We start from the raw sequence: 19,226 nt of genomic DNA on the forward strand, positions 1-19,226 counted from the left end.
CGACTTTATCGTATGATGCTGAAAACAAAGGGCAATACAGGAAGCGATGGAATGCATGCGTGGGCCGATACCCGATGGATGAAACTATTACTCAGCGGCGTAGTGGCCGCTTTATCACTGGCTCAGACAGCCTTGTGCGTCGCGGAAAACAGCAATGGTAAAACGCTGTATCTACAGCGCTGTGCTGTGTGCCACGGGCCCGATATCAAAGGCACGGGGCCATTGGCAAAAAAAAGTAATCCGCCAACCCCCGACCTGACAACTGCCACCTTCAAGAAACGACTCCATGATTATCCGGGCGTTATCGTCTCCTCGGTCATCCTTCGCCCCAATGGCAACCTGATCCCCAAGACGCTGCAAGACAATGGCGTAAAGATCGCGCCACATGCCTGGAGCGTTAAAGACTTTCGCGATTTGCATCAATACATGAGTGAGGTCATTTCAAACAAATAGTGGGTCGGCGATGAGCAGCAATTGCCCCACTTAATAGGAAGCATTACTATTCACGCCCCGCCTCCCCAGTGCTCACGCGATGACTCCTCAGCCGCCCCGCAGAACAGGCTTTTTCGAGCACTACGAAGAGTTGATCGGCACCTGGACACGCCGCCTGAGAAACCGTCAGCAAGCCGAAGACCTGGCGCACGACACCTTCGTGCGGGTGCTTGAGTCCGCTGCCTGCGGGGTGGCGCAGCCACGCGCCTACCTGCATCAAACCGCGCGCAATATTGCGGTGGATGCCTACCGCCGCGAAGACCGCCGCGAGGCGTTGACGCTGCAGGCGGCTGATCACAGCACGCCTCACAGTAGCGACCCGGAGCATTACATGCACGCGATCCAGTTGGCCGATGCCATCGAGCGGGCGCTGGCCGAGTTGCCGCTCAACTGTCGCAGGATTTTCATCTGGCAAAAGATCGAAGGGCTCACCCAGCAGGAAATCGCCACACGCCTGGGGCTGTCTAAAAACATGGTGGAAAAGTATATGATCCGCACCCTGCGGCATCTGCGTGATCGTCTGGATGCGAGCGCGCCATGACCGGCTTTGAAACAGGATCTTCCACGATGGATAACCGTGTCCGTGATGAGGCCGCGCAGTGGTTTGTACGCCTGCAAGACGGCCCATTGAGCGCCCAGGAACGCCAACGTTTCGATGCCTGGCGCAGGTCGCAGCCCGCGCATCAGTACGAAATCGATGTGCTGCAAGGGCTATGGAGTGCGACGGATTTGCTGCCCAAGGCCCGCTTGCAGGCGCTGGGCGATGCGCCGACCGAGCGCCTTGGACGGCGTGCGCTGATGCGTTATGCCGTGGCCGCCAGTGTGGTCGCCATTGCAGTGGGCCTGGGTGCGTACCGCGGTCTGGGGCAGCCAAAGCCCTACAATGCCGAATTCAGCACGCGGTTAGGCGAGCATCGTCAGGTGATCTTGCCTGACGGTTCCGTGATGGACCTCAACAGCCGCAGCGTGGTCGCGGTTCATTACGAAAAGGGCCGTCGGGGCGTAGAGCTCAAGCAGGGCGAGGCGATGTTCAGCGTGCAGCATGACGCCGGGCGCCCGTTTGTGGTCGCAGCCGGCGCAGGGCAGGTGACTGTCACCGGCACGCGCTTTGATGTACGTCGGGAGGCGGACCAGACCCGCGTGGCGGTCGAAGCCGGCACGGTCAAGGTGCAGGGCCGGGCATCCGATCACATCGTCACGCTCACCGCCGGGCGTGGCACCCATGTCGATTCCCAAGGCCAAGTGGCGGCGGCCTACGCGGTGAACCCTGAAGAACTGACCGCGTGGCGCAACGGTAAACTGGTGTTCAACAACGCCACCTTGGTCGACGTGGCGGGGGAAGTGTCGCGCTACCGCGAGCAACCGCTGCGTGTCAGTACGGCAGCGGTGGGCAATCTGCGCTTGACCAGTGTCTTCAACTCCAGCGATACCGATGCCTTGCTCAAGGCCTTGCCCCACATCCTGCCGGTCGCCTTGCGCACTCTGCCGGACGGTAGCCAGGAAATTATTTCGCGCTGACATTCAGGTTTTTTTCGAGTTCTTCGTCTTCTCCTGCAACTGCAACTGGTTTGCATTAACGGCCGCGCATGCTTGCGATCACAGGACTAGGTTCGACGTGAAAAAACTTGCCCCCCACAACAATAAAATTTCCCGCTGGGCGCCCTTGGCCCTGGCCGTTGCCATCAGTACCGCACAGGCTGCCGAGGGTATCCACATTCGTGCGCAATCCCTCGGCGCAGCCTTGAGCCAATTGGGCCAGCAGACCTCGCTGCAAGTGTTCTTCAGCCCCGATATGGTTGCTGGCAAGCAAGCTCCTGCGGTCGATGGCAATCTCTCGCCCGAACAAGCCCTGCGGCAATTACTGCAAGGCAGTGGCCTGGATTACCAGATTGACGCCGGCTCCGTGACCTTGCGTCCGGTGAGCCGCGGCACCGGTGAAGCGGGCTCACCGCTGGAACTGGGGGTCACCGATATCAAGGTGGTGGGCGACTGGCTTGCCGACGCCGATGCCGAAGTGGTGCAGAACCATCCCGGCGCACGCACCGTCATTCGACGCGAAGCCATGGTAGAGCAGGGCGCGATGAACATCGGTGACGTCCTGCGCCGCGTGCCTGGCGTGCAAGTGCAGGAATCCAACGGCACCGGTGGCAGTGATATTTCCCTCAACGTCGGCGTACGCGGCCTGACCTCGCGCCTGTCACCGCGCTCCACCGTGCTGATTGACGGCGTACCGGCTGCGTTCGCTCCTTACGGCCAGCCACAGCTGTCGATGGCGCCGATTTCTGCCGGTAACCTGGAAAGTATCGACGTTGTCCGCGGTGCGGGTTCGGTGCGTTATGGGCCACAGAACGTCGGCGGCGTGATCAACTTCGTGACCCGTGCGATCCCGCAAGACTTCTCCGGTGAAGTCGGCACCACCCTGCAAACGTCTGCCCACGGTGGCTGGAAGCATGTAGAGAATGCCTTTATCGGTGGCACGGCCGACAACGGTATCGGCGCCGCGCTGCTGTACTCCGGGGTCAACGGTAACGGTTACCGCAACAGCAACAACGGCAACGACATCGATGATGTGATCTTCAAAACCCACTGGGCGCCGACCGATCAAGACGATTTCTCGCTGAACTTCCACTATTACGATGCCAGCGCCGATATGCCCGGCGGCCTGACCCAGAAGCAGTTCGATGCCAACCCGTACCAATCGGTACGTGACTGGGACAACTTCAGCGGGCGCCGCAAGGACGTGTCGTTCAAGTACATCCGCCAGATCGACGACCGCACCCAGGCCGAAGTGCTGACTTACTATTCCGACAGTTTCCGTGGCAGCAACATTGCCAACCGCGATCTCAAGACCCTCAGCTCCTACCCGCGCACCTACTACACCTTCGGCATCGAGCCGCGTGTGTCTCATGTGTTTGACCTGGGGCCCAGTACCCAGGAAGTCAGTGTGGGGTATCGCTACCTCAAAGAAGGCATGCACGAGGAGGCCACCAGCCTGAACCTGGTCAACAACGTACCGACGCCGGGCGGGCAGAGCGACGGTCACGTGTATCAGGACCGCACGGGGGGCACTGAAGCCAACGCCTTCTATATCGATAACAAAATCGATATTGGCAAATGGACCATCACCCCGGGCATTCGCTTTGAAGATATCCGTACCGAATGGCATGACCGCCCGGTCGTTGCCCTGAACGGCAAGCGTACCGAGGAAAAACGCCGCGAGGTCCACAACAACGAACCGCTGCCGGCGCTGAGCGTGATGTACCACGTGTCTGACGCCTGGAAACTGTTCGCCAACTACGAAACCTCCTTCGGCAGCCTGCAGTATTTCCAACTCGGCCAGGGCGGTACCGGCGACCAGACGGCCAACGGCCTGAACCCGGAAAAGGCCAAGACCTACGAGGTCGGTACGCGCTACAACGACAGCGTCTGGGGCGGCGAAGTGACGCTGTTCTACATCGACTTCTCGGATGAACTGCAATACGTCAGCAATGACGTGGGCTGGACCAACCTCGGCGCCACCAAGCACAGCGGCATCGAAGCATCCGCCCATTACGACCTGTCCAACCTCGACCCGCGCCTCGACGGCCTGACCGCCAACGCGGGCTTCACCTACACCAAGGCCACCTCCGAAGGTGATGTGCCGTTCAAGGGCCGTGACCTGCCACTGTATTCCCGCCAAGTGGCGACCCTGGGCCTGCGTTACGACGTCAACCACTGGACCCACAACCTGGACGTCTATGCCCAGTCCGGCCAGCGTGCGCCCGGCACCGGCACCACCTATATCACCCAAGGCTCTGCTGATGGCCAATACGGTGATATCCCCGGGTATGTCTCGGTCAACCTGCGCAGCGGCTACGACTTTGGCGCGCAACTGTCGAACCTGAAACTGGGCGTGGGCGTGAAGAATGTCTTCGACCAGCAGCATTACACACGCTCTAGCGACAACAATGCAGGGTTGTACCTGGGTGAGCCTCGCACGTTCTTCCTACAGGCAAGCGTAGGGTTTTGAGCTTTAGCCGATGAAGAAAAATCGCGATCTCAAAGGTCGCGATTTTTTTTTGGCCCGGGCCAGGGGCACCGCCCATTCATCGCGAGAAGATCGCCGCTGTCCAAGCTGTTTCCTACACCTTGATCACATATTGTTGCTGGATCAGGAACTGATTCCGACGCAAAACCACACATGGGAAAGCTGGTGGGCTTCGACATTGCGTTGGAGCGACAAGCTGAAAATCGCCCACTGTCATGGAGAAACTTATGTCGGTATCGATGTTGGATACACCCGTCTCTGCTTCAGCAACGTCTGACCTTCCACCGGCCAAGGTCGACATTAAAGTCGCTAACGAGGCTGCGGCTGCGCGCTCTTTCAATGGCCAGAATGCTGCCCATGTTAATTTCCAATCCAGGGAGAACAAGGACGGGCCGGTATTTGGTAGTCCTCAGGCGCCGACCACCGCGGCTGACGCGCATGGGCGTCACCACAGCCCGCAGGGGGCGCAGAGTTTGCTGAGCCAATTCAAGCAGTGGGTCGGTCATTGCTTCAGCGGACATCGGCCGCCCACGCATCCTGGTTGTGAACATCGGCCGCCAAGGCCGAACCCAGGTTGCAGCAACCCGCCCCCCAGACCGAATCCTATTGAGAGCAATCCTCCACCACGACCGGACCCCACCGCAGGTCGACCGTATCCGCCCGCCCCCGGCAGGCCGGATCCGCAGTACGCGTTGAAGAACCGCGAAGAGTTGGCCCAACAACTGCTCGACAACTTCAATGCCTTCAGAGACCCGAAGAAGCCTGGCTACGTCAGCGTTGACAGCATTCTTGCGATGGCGAAAAGAGGGTGGTCGCCTAATCCCGTCATGAACGAGAACATCCGCCTGGCCAATGAGCTGCTACGACGTCCGGAACTGATGGCAGCGATGGATAGGCACAGTTCCACCGGCGCCCTGGATGGTCTTATCGACCGGCAAAAACTGAATATGGTGATCAAAGGAGAGAACTACTTCAAGTACAAGACTGACAAGGAACTGGCCGGTGAGCTGCTTGATCATTTCGACGAGTTGAAGAAAAGGAGCGGGGGCTCAAGCCTGAAAATCAGCGAACTGAAAGAGTGGGCGCGCAAGCCGCTCACTGGCGATGCAGCCAAGGATCATCTGATTCAGTTATCCCAGGAAATACTCACGCGCAGTGACGTGCTCGAAAAAATGGATAACCACCTCAGTAAAGACGGCGATGGGAAGATCAGCCGTAGAGGGCTGTACTCGTTGTCCCGCTGACCGCTCTTGCGGCGCCACCTTTTTGAGGTGGCGCCAGTTTTATATGTTTCAAGGAACGAATTATTCCCGGTTGCCACATAGGTGGTACCTGCGGTAGTGATTTGGCATGCCGTTTTTTCAGCTTTCGAATGAGGGAAAACATATGACTTCAACCTCGTTTAATTCCCCCAAACCTGGCCCTCTCGAGCTTTTGCGCAACACCCAGCAAGCGAGTCTGGCAATGCCAGAGGAGTGCGCAGCGTCGCAAAGTCTTCCCTTTGAGTCGACCGAATATGAGGCCGAGGCGCGGCGCATGAAGGCTTATGCCGGCGAGCGCAAATTCCAGGCGCCCGTTTCGGATGATTTTTCCCGGGGCCTGCTGGCGGAGTTGCAGACGCCGGGGGCCGGTGGCGATTCATTGAAAGACACCGGCTTGATCAACAGCCTGGCAGGCTGGTGGCGTAGGCGAAAGCTGGATGAGGGCGGTTGACCACGGTTTTACATATTGTCATTGGTATTAGCCTTTTACTCGGAACTGTCGAGCCCATCCAACCACACATGAGGTACCTGCCTGAGGAGAGTCTATTCGTTGATTTTGCCCATCACGGCACAGACCACCCAGCGGATATGCATCTGAAAAGAGTTGGAGAAAACCCATGACAATTAAGGGTGCAGTACCTTCCGGCCGGCCGCTTCCTCCCGACAGGCTGGCCGCACAATCAACCACCCCACCACCGGTCTGCCAATCTGAAACCTGGTATGAAGCCCCATCCGCGCCCTCGGCTGGAGGCTCGCACAAACCCTTTCTCTTGCGTGGGACCTTATCCGCTCTGCGCTATCGAGACTTGCAGAACTCCCCTGTTGAGCGGGCCAGTGGTTCCCTGCCAAGTGCAACTACAAAGGATAGCCAGTTGGCAAAGGCCTTGGAAAAATCCTTCGGCGCGGTGCACCCGTTTCTGAATGACGGGCGCTTGACTTGGACGTCCTTGAAGCGGATCGCTGCTCAACCGACGGGTGAAAACGAGGTGTTGGACAACGCGATCCAGGTCGTCAGAGAAATTCTCAAACGCCCTCGGCTAAGCGACGCTATCTTCAGCCGTGATGGCGATATCACACGTGACAGCCTCAGTGCGGCTGCCCAGACCTTGCAGGGCAACAGCTCTCCAAGTGTTTTCAGCCAGGATCCGTTTCATGCCCAAAGCAATGCACGGGTGGTGGAGGCGCTGCAAAGCCAGTTTGCGCATCTGCGAGACGAGACCATGGATCGAACCTATCTCTTTGAAACGCATCAGTACGTTGAAATAGCCAAGCTTCGGTCGGTTATGCAAGACCCGTATGAGGTAGATCAACACGGCGCGCCTGTGCTGGATACGTCTACAGGCATGCCCAGGTCCCAATACAGCGAGCTCAGTGTCTACACAGCGAAGAATATTCTTGACCGTCCGGGTTTGCTGTCGTCATTACAGCGAGCCAATGGCACACGGCTGTTTGGCCCGCCTCACAAGGACGGTTGGCTCAGCAACAAAAGCCTCGAACGTTGGCGGGAGCAGGACGATGCTCGCAAAGCGCGTTGAAGCTTGGACTCATACCTTGAGGATTTTTCCACTGATGGCTACTGCCGCCAGCAATACCGCGATCAGGATGAACGCAGTACTCAAGCTGCTGCCATGGGCGATAAAGCCAATCATGGCGGGGCCGGCGAGAATCCCGGCGTAGCCCAATGTGGTGATGGCAGGCACTGCGATATGCTCTGGCATCACCGTTTGCTTACCCACGGCGGTATACAGTACCGGTACGATATTCGAACACCCTGCACCCACCAGCGCGTAGCCGAGCAGCGCCGTTTCCCACGTTGGCAATAGGGTCGCGAGGAGCAAGCCGGCACAGGCCAGCGCGCCACCGATCACGATTACGCGAGTGGGCCCCAGGCGTCGAACAATGGCATCGCCGGTCAGGCGTCCAGCAGTCATGGTCAAGGCAAATGCCGCGTACCCCAGGCCGGCGTAAGCCTCATCCAGGCCGCGCTCGGCGCTGAGGAACACAGCACTCCAATCCAGCACGGCACCTTCAGCCAGGAATACGATGAAACACAGGCAACCGATAAACAACACCACGCCATGGGGCACTGCAAATGCCGGTCCCGAGCTTTTGCTGCCATAAGGCAACAAATGCGGTGCGGCTTTCAACAGCGCCGCCACCGTGATAACGACGACCACCAGGGTCGCCTGCAATGGCGACAGGCCCAGCCCCAGCAACCCCGCAACCCCCGCTGCGCCGACAATGCCCCCCAGGCTGAACAACCCGTGAAAGCCCGACATCATGGTTTTGCCACTGGCGCGCTCAACGATCACCGCTTGCAGGTTGACGGTGGAGTCCACGGTGCCCAGGCCCGCGCCAAACAGGAATAACCCCGCGATCAACAGCGGGATCGAACTAACAGTGGCCAGCATCGGCAGGGCCAGGCAGATCATCAGCGTTCCTGCGGTGAGCACGCGTCGGCAGCCAAAGCGAGATGCCAGCACGCCCGCAGCGGGCATCGCGATGATCGACCCCACCCCCAGGCACAACAACAGCAGGCCAAGGGTGCCTTCATTCAGATTTGCACGCGCCTTTGCGTACGGCACCAAAGGTGCCCAGGCGGCGATACCGAAACCTGCGATAAAAAAAGCGATGCGGGTCGACATCTGCTCCAGCCGCCCGGGAACCACGGGAGCAGGGGTGGGAATGGCAGTCATGAAAAATCCTTGGTTTGGCGTTCAACGAACGATGTCCGGCGCGACATCCTTGCACATCAGGCCCTCTCGAGCGAGCTGGGTTCCTTTTGTTATCAGGATTAAAAGCGCAGATTGCGAGCATTTTTTTTACAAAAAATGGAACGCTTTGGCGTGGGGTAACCACGTAGGAATGGTCGAACCTGTAGGAGGTGGTCCGGAAGGTGTGTACTCCCTGCAGGAGTGGCTGAACCCCAGGTTCTTGCAGTGGCTTACTGCCTTTGCGCCCACCTCCCACAGATCGACCGTTGTGTAATACGCTGCTGTCCCGATGGTCGATAAGTGAGCGGACGAACCGATGAAAAATCTCTGGCTGGCGTGGTCATGACTCGGTTCTACGATGCACGCGGAAATATCTATGGGGTGGTCAGCCCGGCCCATTTGCGCGGTCTGGGTATCGATGTGCCCGACAACGCCCGCTTGGCTGCAAGCACGCGCGAGATGTGGGCCGCATCGGCCATTGCGTCCGAATGTGGCTGGGGTGCATTACCACCACCGACCGGTGCAAAGGCGTATCGCTGTGATGGTTTGTTAGTCGGGCCATTTCAAGCACGGCCACCGTTTGATCTGCTGATCATCAATACCGACAGTTCTCTCGCCGAACGCAGTGGTAATGGCCTGACCATTTTTGCCCAGGCGTTAACCGACCAGGGGTTAATGGTGCACGGTAGCGAGTTGCGGGTGTATCACGATAAGCCGGATGCGGTATCGCCCGTGATCACCTATGTCGAGCCGGCGAAGCATGAACAGGTGCCAGGCTTCTGGCTGGCGTTGGGCAGGCCCGAGTTTGGCCCCTTGGCGGTGGGGGCGGTCGGTGTGAGCCCTGTGGTCGCGGCACATCATGAATTCAGCCGCGTGGCGGCATTGGCGTCGATCAATGCGCAATGGGGAAACAGCCAATTTGTCCGGATAGGCAACCCTCATTGTGTGACGCTGGTTGAGCATGTGTCGGCGTTGCCGGTTAATGACACGATGCACCAGTTGGCACTTTTCAATCGGTTGAAGGCCATCGCTTTTGCACCGCCGGCAGGGTGCGGGCAACTCTGTGTTGGCGGGGTCAACCTGCAATGGGTTGCTCGAGACGCTGGCAATCGAGTCATCGCGCGCGTATTTGAGCGAGGAGAGGGGCCTACGGCGTCTTCGGGGACCAGCGCCAGCGCAGTAGCATGCGCGGCATGGCGCGCGGGTTGGATTGAGGGTGACGACGTAACGGTGGTGATGCCGGGTGGCACGGCGCCAGTGCGATTGCAGACCGAGTCTGGAAATGTGCTGAGTGTGAGTCTTTTCGGGACGGCGCGACTAATTATGTAGATCTCGGAACAGCAGGTGCCTTGAATTAGTGTCAGTCGTTTCCTTAAAGCTTAGTTGTAAATAGACAAGCAACAGTCCGCGTTTTCTGTTTGTTATGGGAAGTATTAATATTTTGTAAAAAGACACTTCCATCCTCGTTGTACGAAACTTCTTTTTTATTCGGTGCGGGCCGAAAATCGCCTGAAATCGCTAAGCTTGAGCATGTTCAGGTGCTTTTTTTCCAATCCAGTTGGCGTTGGCGAAAGAGAGTCGTTCAATCGAAAAGTTGATGGCGGGTAACAAAGGATGGTTAACAAGTTTCTTTCGTCATGTTTCAAATTGATCCTTTCAGAAATAAATACAGATCTTCAGGTAGTAGCGTTCAAAGGCAGCGAAGCCCTCGATCAACCTTACTTCATACAGGTGCAGTTAGTCAGCGAAGATCCTTCTCTTGACCTGGAGGCATTGCTTCATAAACCCGCCTATCTGGACTTCGGGGAAGCAGGGCAGGGCCTGCATGGGCACGTCTACGCCATCGGTCGGGACGATCCCGGTGCGCGACTCACCCGTTATCACATCACGCTGGCTCCACGTCTGGCATCCCTTGCCCATCGTTGCGACCAGCGGATTTTCCAGCAGCGCAGCGTACCGCAGATCATTGCGACGGTCCTCGAACACCACGGCATCTTCTCTGACGCCTATGCCTTTGAACTCGGGCCTGTGGTGTATCCGCCACGCGCGTTTTGCGTGCAGTACAGGGAGTCCGACCTGCATTTTATCCAGCGGCTGTGTGAAGAGGAGGGCATCCACTATCACTTTCGTCACAGCGTGGACAATCATCTGCTGGTGTTCGGTGATGACCAGACAGTATTTCGACGGTTGCCGGTGCAGCGGTATTGCTCGTCGCCTGATCCGGTGCTCCAGAGCCGTGTTGTACAGCGCTTCGACCTGCGATTGGAGACGCGCAGCCGGCGCACTGTACGTCGTGACTATGACTTCGAGCACCCTTCATTTCGCCTGCAAAAAGAGGCCGGTGCCCTGCAGGCGCAAGCTTTGGAAGACTATGCCTACCCTGCCGGTTTTAAGGGGCATGCGCGCGGCGCGCAGCTGGCGCGACGCGGCCTGGAGCGTCACCAGCGTGATCGCCACAGGGTGTTGGGCAAGAGCGATCAGCCGGCATTGCGCAGTGGTCACTTCCTTGAGCTATGTGATCACCCCGACCCACTCTGCAACGATTTATGGCTGCTGACTTCGGTGCGTCATGAGGGTTACCAGCCGCAGGTGTTGGAGGAGTCGATGGTTGAAGCCAGTGGATTCCAGGGCTATCGCAACCGATTCACCGCGACACCCTGGCGTGCAGTGCATCGACCGGCGCTCAAGCATCCCAGGCCAACGATCAGTGGCAGCCAGACCGCGACGGTAACCGGGCCTGCGGGCGAAGACGTGCATTGCGATGCCTATGGTCGGGTGAGGGTGCGCTTTCATTGGGATCGTGTGGACAACCGCGAGGGGGCGAGCAGTTGCTGGCTGCGCGTGGCGTCCGGTTGGGCGGGGGACGGGTTTGGTGCCATGGTGATTCCACGGGTAGGCATGGAAGTGCTGGTGAGCTTTCTGGAGGGCGACCCGGACCACCCTCTCGTCACGGGCTGCCTACCCAATGCATCACACCTGCCAGCCTATCCCTTGCCGCAGCACAAGACACGCAGCGTGCTGCGTAGCCGCAGCTCACCGGATGGCGGAGGGGCTAACGAGCTGCACGTTGAAGATCGACGCGGCGAAGAGCTCATCTACCTGCACGCCCAGCGTGACTTGGAACAACGGGTGGGTCATGACAGTCGCCTGGAGGTAGAGGGCGATAGCCTGACTCGCGTTGGCCAGAGCCTGGTGTTCGAAGCTGGGCAGCGGGTTCACCTCAAGGCGGGTGCCAGCCTGGTCATTGAGGCCGGTGCGCAACTGAGCTTGATGGCTGGCGGGGAACACTTGGTGATGCAAGCGGGCAGTATCTCAAGCAGCAGGCCCCTTACCCAGGCCGGTTCGTCGGGCGCAAACAGTTCGGGGAGCCCGGCTTTGTTCGCTGGCGCGCAGTTGTCGGCAGTGCAAAGCGTCGTCATGGACTTGGCCAGGCAACTTGACGCGGACTTTTGCCCCCTGTGCGAGCGCTGTCGCGAAGGCCTGTGCGATATCACGCAGAGGGCGGCTTGATGGACAGCTTGCCCCGTCGTTGGATGGCCCAACAGCTGCAGAACGGGCACCGATTGTGCCTGATAGTGGAAGGTGGCCACGAGGCTCGCCAGCCTCTATTGGCAGGTTGCGCCCCGTCGCACTATTGCAATCTCTATAGCGATACCGCCGCGGCGGAGCTGGCGAGTTCTGGCCCGATCATCCTCTTGCTTGAGCAGATCAATGAACCCGCCCTGGCTGATCTGTTGCAACACCCCGAGTCAAACTGGGGGTGGCTCGCGAGCTTGTCGGCTACCGACTTGACGGATGTGGCGCGCCATTGGCGCGAAAGGCTCCTGACAGGGCCGGAGGGCCAGCAGGCGCTTTACCGCATTCACGACAACCGCACCTTGGCCCGCGCCCTGGCCTATCTGGCCAAAGAGCATTGGCCGGTCTACCTCGGGCCGCTGATCAGTGTGTGCTATTGGCACGAAGGCCATTGGTGCCATCACGAAAACCCTGCACCGGGCGATTACCCAGCGCCTCGGCTCCCGCCTTGGCTCGATACACCCAATCCCCAGGCCGAAGCCATCCTGAACGCCAATATCCTGCGTTACCTGTTGGCGGAACACAGTGAAGACCTGGCGGCATTGGTCGAATTCCAAGACCCAAGGATTTGGCTGGCCCAGGTACTGGCGCAGGCGCGCGCTTGGCAATGGCGGGAGCCGGAGAAGCTCGAATTTCTGGTGGTGCGTCGTTTGGCAGAGGCGACCCGAAGCAGTGTTATCCATTGGCAGCCGAGGGCCGGCGAGGCGCCAGGGGAGCATTTTGAACGAGTGGTGGAGCAGTGGCGCAGGGAGGTAGGGAAAGGTGAATAGGTGGATAGGGTGGGTGTTGCTGGTTGTTGCGGCTGCGTGGCTTTCGGGGTGTACGGGGAGGACGGTGGAGCGTTTTACATTGGAGGTGGATTTGCCAGCGCAATTTGAACTTAAAACGGCTGCCAACTACCGGCCCGCAACGGGTGAGACTTGCACCTTGCCTCGGCGGCGAGGCAAAAGACCTGAGCGGAAAGTCTTTTTTACAGACTACAAGCCTGTGGCGAGCAGTGTGAGTTATGAGTTGCCACTGACTGAAACGGTAGAAGGATGTCCGTTGGTCCTGCGCAGTGTGGAATTTGACTTCTATGCGAAGTGGGGGACACGGAGTACGGATGTGGGCGGGAATTTCGGGAGTATTTCCATTCGAGACCGTTTGGAGGCCGACCTGCCTGGTATGCCCGACTCGGGTGTGCAGGAAATACTTGGGCAATGTAAGTGGCACTTTCGGACGGTAGGGCCTTTGCATGCGATTAGAAAACTCCTGATCTGCAATTCATTGGATTCGATGGGAAACTTGCAAGAGTCGCGGGTAGGGGGCGTTGTACAAAGAGATCAACTGTCGGGAAGAAAGCTTAAGGTTGTGTTGAATTTGACTGATGAGGAACGACCTGCCTTTGGCGATAATTGGATAAATGTTCCAGGTGGATGGAAGCGATGTAGGGGTAAAAACTTTGCCGATCGGGACGCTTATTGCAACGGCAATACCACCGACTTTAAACCGATAAAAATGCCGGATGGCCGCATTTGTAATATTTATCCATCGTGTGAGTAATAAGGAGTAAGCCATGTATTTGGACGCAAGGAAGCGACCCTTTTTCAGTGACAGCACGCCAGCTTGTTCATTGCGAGGGCAATGGGTGAGTTTTTGCTTGGTCGATGAAACTGGAGTTGGGGCGACGTACGCTGGCCTGTCGTATACGGTCCGCGACAGCGCTGGACGAGAGTACAAAGGTAGATTGAACGGGGAAGGATTCGTCAAGCTAAAAGATATTTACAGCGGTCCCGTAGTCCTCGTTTTTGACGATCTGTATTCAGGAACCGAGCAGCCATATCGTCGGTTAATGATGCGGCCGACTTATCAGCTACCTATCACCGAGCTTCAAGTTCGTGCTGAGCAAACCAGATTTGCTTCGGTCGATGGACGTCGTATTGAAGCCAATCCCGCTCAACATCAACCCAACAGATTTTATCAAGTCGAAGTTAGAGATTTAGTTCGTCATGTTGCCCATTTGCCTCCGACAACGCCTCGAGTCCACTCTCCCAAGCGCCATGCACTGAAAATGTTGGCCGATCTGGGCTTCGGCCCGCCTCAGCCTTCATTGGTGGGTATCGTACTGTTCCCCAACAAGCACACCGTTCTGGAAGTGCGACCACTACGGGCCTTACGCCCCATCTTATCCACCGAAGACGGCTTCTGCGCCCTTAACCTATACCAACTGGCATTGTTTGCTGCGTTGAGTTACTGCGATTTTGGACAGGCCCCCGCCGAAAAACCATTAGACGAAGTCCGGTTTCCGTTGGATCCGAGCGTTGGAAATTTATTCGCTGAACAGCTTTCGGTGTATCACGAAGCCTGGCGAATTGATCCGAAGCAATCACACCGTTTTTACCCGATCTACGAAGATATTCCTTACTCCCAACGCTTCGAAATCCTGCCGTTCGATCCCGTGTTGTATCCCCAAAATCGCCCGGAACGAAACGAAGAGCAGGAGCATCCCGCACGTCTGCACTTTTTCGATGATGAAAAATTTGGCACTGATACCCAGGCCTTCATCACTCACCACGATCAGATCATCCTGATTTCTGTGCGAGGAACGGTCAGCCGTGCCGACGTATTACGCGACGCCGACGCCCATCAGGTGTCTTTCGACGACGGCGTTGGAAAAGCGCACGGTGGTTTTTACCAGGCCTACCGGGCTATGCGTGATTTCGTATTGCAATACCTTGATCAGTTTCATGTGGGCCAGCGCATCGTAATTTGCGGCCACAGCCTTGGAGGCGCCATTGCATTGCTGTTGGCCGAAGGGCTGCGCCGAGCCCAGGATGCCCATTACAACGTCCTTCTCTACACCTACGGCGCCCCCCGCGCCGCCGACTCTGAATTTACCGCCGGTGCCTCTTCCCTGGTCCACCACCGCATCGTCAACCACAACGACCCTGTCCCCAGCGTCCCGGCGCCCTGGATGAATACCACCGCCAAGCTCTGGATTCCCGGGGCCATCACGCTATTCAGCAATCCCGTACCCGGTGGCCTGTTGTTCGCCGCAGGGCTGGTGCGCGTGGGCGGCAACCCCTATCGGCATCATGGCGAGCAATATCATTTCATGCCGATCACGCTCCCGGATGGCAGCCATTCTTCGGTGTTATGGAAACCTGGCTGTGAATCCCTCCAAGAAGCGGGTTGCAACCGCGCATTGCAACTGCAGGGCGACATGCCCGACCGCGATAATGTGCTGAGGCAGCTGTTTCAAGCCGACCAGCACTTCATGACCACCAGCTACATCCCCGCGGCGTGGGCGACATTGCGCCGCTGGCAACAAACCCTGGAGAGTGAGGGCTCGTTGGTGACCCAGAGGGAATTCGAGCTGCTCGACCGGGCCTTTGAAGACATGCGCGAGCAACTACGGGCCAAGCGGCGTGAGCTTGCTCTGCGGCGCCCTGCCAATGATCGTAGCCATGAACCTACCGATGCCTTGAACGCAGAGATCGACCGTTTGCACACCAGCCGCGAGCGCTTGGCAAGCCTGCGCTGGCGTCGCCTGCAAGCCCGCGATGTCTACGGCAGCCATGCCTCTTCTGCACATCTGCAAGCGAGCCTCAAGCGTTGGTTCCGCCATCGTGAGAATCGTGAGCCGGCCCAATTCACCAGCGTTCCGCCGCCTTCCCACGATGAACAGGTACGGGTGCAAACGTTGGACATCGACTCAGTCGTCTAACCCACGCGGTTACATAAACTCTACCTGTGCCGGTTGCCGTTTCATCAGTACCTTGCCGTTGCGAATCGAGTACAACGGCAGGCCCTGGCTACGTATGACTTCGTAGTCGCTGTCGGCCGACAGTATCAGCAGGTTGGCCGGGCGACCTGCTTGCAACCCATAACGATCGCCCAGGCTCATGGCTTTGGCACTGTTGTCGGTGACCAGGTCCAGGGCGTTTTGCAAATTGCGGTAACCGAGCATATGACAGATGTGCAGACCGGCCTCCAGTACTCGCAGAATGTTGCCGTTACCCAGCGGGTACCAGGGATCGACGATGGAATCCTGGCCGAAACACACGTTCATGCCGGCCTCAAGCAGTTCGTTCACACGGGTGACACCACGGCGTTTCGGGAAGTTGTCGAAGCGGCCCTGCAGGTGGATGCTTTCGGTGGGGCACGAGACAAAGCTGATGCCGGAGTGTCCTAGCAGGCGAAACAGCTTGGCGCAGTAAGCATTGTCGTAGGAACCCATGGCGGTGGTATGGCTGGCGGTCACGCGGGCACCCATGTCGCGGCTGCGGGCTTCTTCCGCGAGGACTTCGAGAAAGCGTGAGTGGGGGTCATCGGTTTCGTCACAGTGCACGTCCACCAGGCAGCCAGTACGCTCGGCCAGATCCATGAGGAACTTCACCGAACTCACGCCTTGGTCGCGGGTGTATTCGAAGTGGGGGATGCCACCGATCACATCGGCACCCAGGCGAATGGCTTCTTCCATCAACTCGCGACCATTGCGGAAGGACTCGATGCCTTCCTGGGGGAAGGCGACGATTTGCAGGTCGATCAGGTGGGTACTCTCTTCACGTACCTCCAGCAGGGCCTTGAGTGCGGTGAGGTCCGGGTCGGTGACGTCGACATGGGTGCGCACATGCTGGATGCCATGGGCGGCGAGCGCCTGAATGGTTTTTTTGGCCCGGGCCTTGGTGTCTTCCAGAGTAATGGTGGCCTTGCGTTCGCCCCAGCACTCGATGCCTTCAAACAGCGTACCGCTCATGTTCCAGCGCGGCTCGCCGGCGGTGAGGGTGGCGTCGAGGTGGATGTGGGGCTCGACAAAGGGCGGTATGACCAGGTTGCCGGCGGCGTCCAAGTCGCCGGCCATCAGTGTGGGCGCTCCGGTTTGCGCAGTGATGCTGGCGATCCGGCCATTTTCCAGGTGCAGATCATGCAGGCCTTCACGGTTGCGCAGGCGGGCATTGATGATGTGCATGGGCAAGTTCCTCTTGGCTAAAAAATCAGGCAGACAGCCGCCAGATCCTCAGGACGATACCGATGTCCAGGCGGTCATGGCGCGTAGTATGGCGCTGAGCAGCACATAGGTCAGCGATGCGGCAAAAATTCCCACCAACGGCGCGACCCACGGCGAGTTGAACGCGACCACGGTACCCACCCCATACGCGATCAGACCTGGCCAATTGAATGCCGGTAAGTGAGCCTCTGCTAAGCGCGGATATTGGCCGCGATAGCGATAGAAGAAGTCCGCCATGATCACGCCTCCTATCGGCGGGATGACCGTGCCCAGCAGGATCAGGTACGGCACCAACAGGTCGTACATGCCGAACAAGGCGAGCAGGGTGCCGATCACCGCGCCGGCCAGGGTCACGCTCTTGCGACGCTGGGTACGCAGCAGGTTGCAACCGGCGACGGCGAAGTTGTAGATGGTGTTGTCCTGGGTGCTCCAGATATTGAGCAGCAACATCGCCATCGCCGCCGTGGCGAAACCTTGCAGCAGCAAGACTTCCACTACATCCGGTTGCTGATAGACGATGGCGCCATAGGCCCCGATCAGCACCATCAAACCATTGCCGACAAAAAAACCGATCAGGCTGGCCAGCACCGCAACCTTGGCCGAGCGCGAAAACCTCGTCCAGTTGGTGGCCTGGGTTGCCCCGCTGACAAAGGTCCCGAACACCAGGGTGATGGCGGTGGACAAGTCCAGCTCAGCGCTGGGCACCACCGCCAGCAGCCCCTCCAGCCCGCCGACCTTTACGGTGGCGACCCACATCGACAGCAGCAACAGGAGCCCCATGGCCGGCACCGCGATGTAGGACAGGATTTCCAAGCCGCGATACCCCACATAGGCGGTGGCGCAGAACAGTAAGCCAAATATCACCATCAGCCCCAGCACACTGCCCTGGCTCAATTGGAAATACTTGCCCAATACCACCGCAGCCGTGGCCGTGCCCCAGGCATACCAGCCGATCTGGGTAAAACCGAGGATCAAGTCACTGAGCTTGCTGCCCACTTCGCCAAAGCAGAAACGCCCCATCAACACCGAGTTCAAGCCGCTCTTGAACGCGATGTAACCCAAGCCTGCGGCGTAGATACCCAACAACAGGTTACCCAGGGCCACGACGCCGAGCATGTCGATGAAGCTGAACGCCACCCCCAGCTTGCCGCCGGCGAACATGGTCGCGGTAAAAAAGGTGAACCCCAGCAACACCATGGCCGTAGAGGCCAGACCCTTGCGCGCGTGCAAGGGGACTTCGCTGAGAGGGTAGTCGTTGCCGGGGTCTTGTTGCGTCATGGGGGCTGCTCCCTGAGTGGTGACCCAGGTCGTGTGCATCCTGCGTGCCAATGCAGGTGCAGGCAGGTATGCGCTGACGGAGTAAGCCCTTTATAAGGCCGCCTCCTCCCAATCAGAGCAAAAGCAGTGCAGCGGTGAGCCAAACTGGCTCAGTCGATCGGCGTCTGTGCGGGTTTTCCTAATGGATCAGCCCGCCGCTTCGAAAAAAAACACCTACAGTTGGCAATGCCAGCCAATTAAGAGCTAGAGCGAACAAACAGTGACCTGTGGCGAGGGAGCTTGCTCCCGTTGGGCTGCGTAGCAGTCCCATCTTTTGGGGCCGCTTCGCGACCCAGCGGGAGCAAGCTCCCTCGCCACAGTGACATTCCCCGCAGGTGGTCTTTTCAACACTCGATCACTTACTCGCCGCGATAAATGCACCCACTGGTGCACGTCTCGTGGATACGGATCGCACTGAGTTCCGGCAGCAAGAGTTTCAGTTCATTCCAGATCCACTTGGCCAGCACTTCGCTGGTGGGGTTTTCCAGGCCGGGAATGTCATTGAGGTAGTTGTGGTCGAGGCGTTCATAGAGCGGCTTGAAAATCGCCTTGATCTCCGAGAAGTCGCGAATCCAGCCGGTATGGGGATCCAGATCGCCGCTCAGGTGGATGGCCACCTTGAACGAGTGCCCGTGCAGACGCCCGCATTTGTGGCCTTCCGGTACGTGGGGCAGGCGATGGGCGGATTCGAAGGTAAACTCTTTGAAGATTTCCACAGTGTTTTCAGCTCGGTCAGGTGTCTGGCAGGCGGCGAGTTTAACAGTTTGATCAACCTCTGCGCATACCGCCCCTCATGTTGTAGGAGCAAGCTTGCTCGCGAAAAACCCAAGGGCGCCGCGTTAATCCAG

The 19,226-nt window shown here is 58.4% G+C and carries 16 protein-coding genes; 12 read left to right on the forward strand and 4 right to left on the reverse strand.

All coding sequences use genetic code 11. From position 1 onward, the window contains the following. Positions 1–51: 51 nt before the first annotated feature. The 7 genes from BT204_RS25550 (at position 52) to BT204_RS27975 (ending at position 7,316) form a co-directional block, all read left to right on the forward strand. On the forward strand, positions 52–453 hold the full coding sequence (locus tag BT204_RS25550) for a cytochrome c (RefSeq protein ID WP_080757661.1): 402 nt from the start codon (positions 52–54) through the stop codon (positions 451–453). 79 nt (positions 454–532) lie between these two features. Next, positions 533–1,033, forward strand: coding sequence for a sigma-70 family RNA polymerase sigma factor (locus tag BT204_RS25555; protein WP_034125822.1), 501 nt, complete (start codon positions 533–535; stop codon positions 1,031–1,033). A gap of 26 nt (positions 1,034–1,059) precedes the next feature. Continuing rightward, on the forward strand, positions 1,060–2,010 hold the full coding sequence (locus tag BT204_RS25560; protein ID WP_072448701.1) for a FecR family protein: 951 nt from the start codon (positions 1,060–1,062) through the stop codon (positions 2,008–2,010). Between the two features lie 97 nt (positions 2,011–2,107). Continuing rightward, complete coding sequence (locus BT204_RS25565) at positions 2,108–4,501, forward strand: TonB-dependent siderophore receptor (protein WP_034125820.1); 2,394 nt, start codon at positions 2,108–2,110, stop codon at positions 4,499–4,501. Between the two features lie 245 nt (positions 4,502–4,746). Then, positions 4,747–5,763, forward strand: coding sequence for a type III secretion effector protein (locus BT204_RS27970; protein WP_169918900.1), 1,017 nt, complete (start codon positions 4,747–4,749; stop codon positions 5,761–5,763). 292 nt (positions 5,764–6,055) lie between these two features. Next, positions 6,056–6,232, forward strand: a complete 177-nt coding sequence (locus BT204_RS27005) for a type III secretion effector protein (RefSeq protein WP_080757665.1) — start codon at positions 6,056–6,058, stop codon at positions 6,230–6,232. A gap of 421 nt (positions 6,233–6,653) precedes the next feature. Next, positions 6,654–7,316, forward strand: a complete 663-nt coding sequence (locus BT204_RS27975) for a type III secretion effector protein (protein WP_230960040.1) — start codon at positions 6,654–6,656, stop codon at positions 7,314–7,316. Positions 7,317–7,325: 9 nt separating this feature from the next. Here the strand turns inward: BT204_RS27975 and BT204_RS25590 are convergent, their stop codons facing one another. Next, on the reverse strand, positions 7,326–8,477 hold the full coding sequence (locus tag BT204_RS25590; RefSeq protein WP_034125817.1) for an MFS transporter: 1,152 nt from the start codon (positions 8,475–8,477) through the stop codon (positions 7,326–7,328). A gap of 360 nt (positions 8,478–8,837) precedes the next feature. On the opposite strand from BT204_RS25590, the gene BT204_RS25595 reads away from it, so the two are divergent. From BT204_RS25595 to BT204_RS25615, 5 genes are all read left to right on the forward strand, one after another. Continuing rightward, positions 8,838–9,824, forward strand: a complete 987-nt coding sequence (locus tag BT204_RS25595) for a diaminopimelate epimerase (protein WP_072448703.1) — start codon at positions 8,838–8,840, stop codon at positions 9,822–9,824. A 285-nt stretch (positions 9,825–10,109) separates the two neighbouring features. Continuing rightward, positions 10,110–12,005 (forward strand): type VI secretion system tip protein TssI/VgrG, encoded by a 1,896-nt coding sequence (gene tssI, locus BT204_RS25600; protein WP_072448705.1) that lies wholly within the window; start codon positions 10,110–10,112, stop codon positions 12,003–12,005. After that, positions 12,005–12,841, forward strand: coding sequence for a DUF4123 domain-containing protein (locus BT204_RS25605; RefSeq protein ID WP_054898234.1), 837 nt, complete (start codon positions 12,005–12,007; stop codon positions 12,839–12,841). Before tssI ends, BT204_RS25605 begins: the two co-directional genes overlap by 1 nt. Before the next feature lie 13 nt (positions 12,842–12,854). Further along, positions 12,855–13,613 carry a hypothetical protein gene (locus BT204_RS25610; protein ID WP_072448724.1) on the forward strand — a complete coding sequence of 253 codons (759 nt, stop codon included), beginning with the start codon at positions 12,855–12,857 and terminating at the stop codon, positions 13,611–13,613. 13 nt (positions 13,614–13,626) lie between these two features. Then, complete coding sequence (locus BT204_RS25615) at positions 13,627–15,777, forward strand: lipase family protein (RefSeq protein ID WP_057976616.1); 2,151 nt, start codon at positions 13,627–13,629, stop codon at positions 15,775–15,777. Between the two features lie 9 nt (positions 15,778–15,786). On the opposite strand, the gene codA is transcribed toward BT204_RS25615, so the two are convergent. The 3 genes from codA to queD all read right to left on the reverse strand — a co-directional run bounded on the left by codA (position 15,787) and on the right by queD (position 19,094). Beyond that, a complete protein-coding gene (gene codA, locus BT204_RS25620) occupies positions 15,787–17,022 on the reverse strand; it encodes a cytosine deaminase (RefSeq protein ID WP_057976618.1) in 1,236 nt (411 codons plus the stop codon). Positions 17,023–17,070: 48 nt separating this feature from the next. Beyond that, a complete protein-coding gene (gene codB, locus BT204_RS25625; protein WP_057976620.1) occupies positions 17,071–18,339 on the reverse strand; it encodes a cytosine permease in 1,269 nt (422 codons plus the stop codon). A 398-nt stretch (positions 18,340–18,737) separates the two neighbouring features. Further along, positions 18,738–19,094 carry a 6-carboxytetrahydropterin synthase QueD gene (queD, locus tag BT204_RS25630; protein ID WP_057976622.1) on the reverse strand — a complete coding sequence of 119 codons (357 nt, stop codon included), beginning with the start codon at positions 19,092–19,094 and terminating at the stop codon, positions 18,738–18,740. Positions 19,095–19,226: the final 132 nt, after the last annotated feature.

Origin of the sequence: Pseudomonas sp. NFPP02, assembly GCF_900119355.1 — a bacterium.
GTDB classification, from domain to species: Bacteria; Pseudomonadota; Gammaproteobacteria; order Pseudomonadales; family Pseudomonadaceae; genus Aquipseudomonas; species Aquipseudomonas paracarnis.

Excerpts from the sequence above, each read along its gene's own strand:
- BT204_RS25550 (WP_080757661.1), top strand. The coding sequence starts at position 52 with ATGCATGCGTGGGCCGATACCCGATGGATGAAACTATTACTCAGCGGC.
- BT204_RS25555 (WP_034125822.1), top strand. The coding sequence starts at position 533 with ATGACTCCTCAGCCGCCCCGCAGAACAGGCTTTTTCGAGCACTACGAA.
- BT204_RS25560 (WP_072448701.1), top strand. The coding sequence starts at position 1,060 with ATGGATAACCGTGTCCGTGATGAGGCCGCGCAGTGGTTTGTACGCCTG.
- BT204_RS27970 (WP_169918900.1), top strand. The coding sequence starts at position 4,747 with ATGTCGGTATCGATGTTGGATACACCCGTCTCTGCTTCAGCAACGTCT.
- BT204_RS27005 (WP_080757665.1), top strand. The coding sequence starts at position 6,056 with ATGAAGGCTTATGCCGGCGAGCGCAAATTCCAGGCGCCCGTTTCGGAT.
- BT204_RS25590 (WP_034125817.1), bottom strand. The coding sequence starts at position 8,477 with ATGACTGCCATTCCCACCCCTGCTCCCGTGGTTCCCGGGCGGCTGGAG.
- BT204_RS25595 (WP_072448703.1), top strand. The coding sequence starts at position 8,838 with ATGACTCGGTTCTACGATGCACGCGGAAATATCTATGGGGTGGTCAGC.
- tssI (WP_072448705.1), top strand. The coding sequence starts at position 10,110 with ATGGTTAACAAGTTTCTTTCGTCATGTTTCAAATTGATCCTTTCAGAA.
- BT204_RS25605 (WP_054898234.1), top strand. The coding sequence starts at position 12,005 with ATGGACAGCTTGCCCCGTCGTTGGATGGCCCAACAGCTGCAGAACGGG.
- BT204_RS25615 (WP_057976616.1), top strand. The coding sequence starts at position 13,627 with ATGTATTTGGACGCAAGGAAGCGACCCTTTTTCAGTGACAGCACGCCA.
- codA (WP_057976618.1), bottom strand. The coding sequence starts at position 17,022 with ATGCACATCATCAATGCCCGCCTGCGCAACCGTGAAGGCCTGCATGAT.
- codB (WP_057976620.1), bottom strand. The coding sequence starts at position 18,339 with ATGACGCAACAAGACCCCGGCAACGACTACCCTCTCAGCGAAGTCCCC.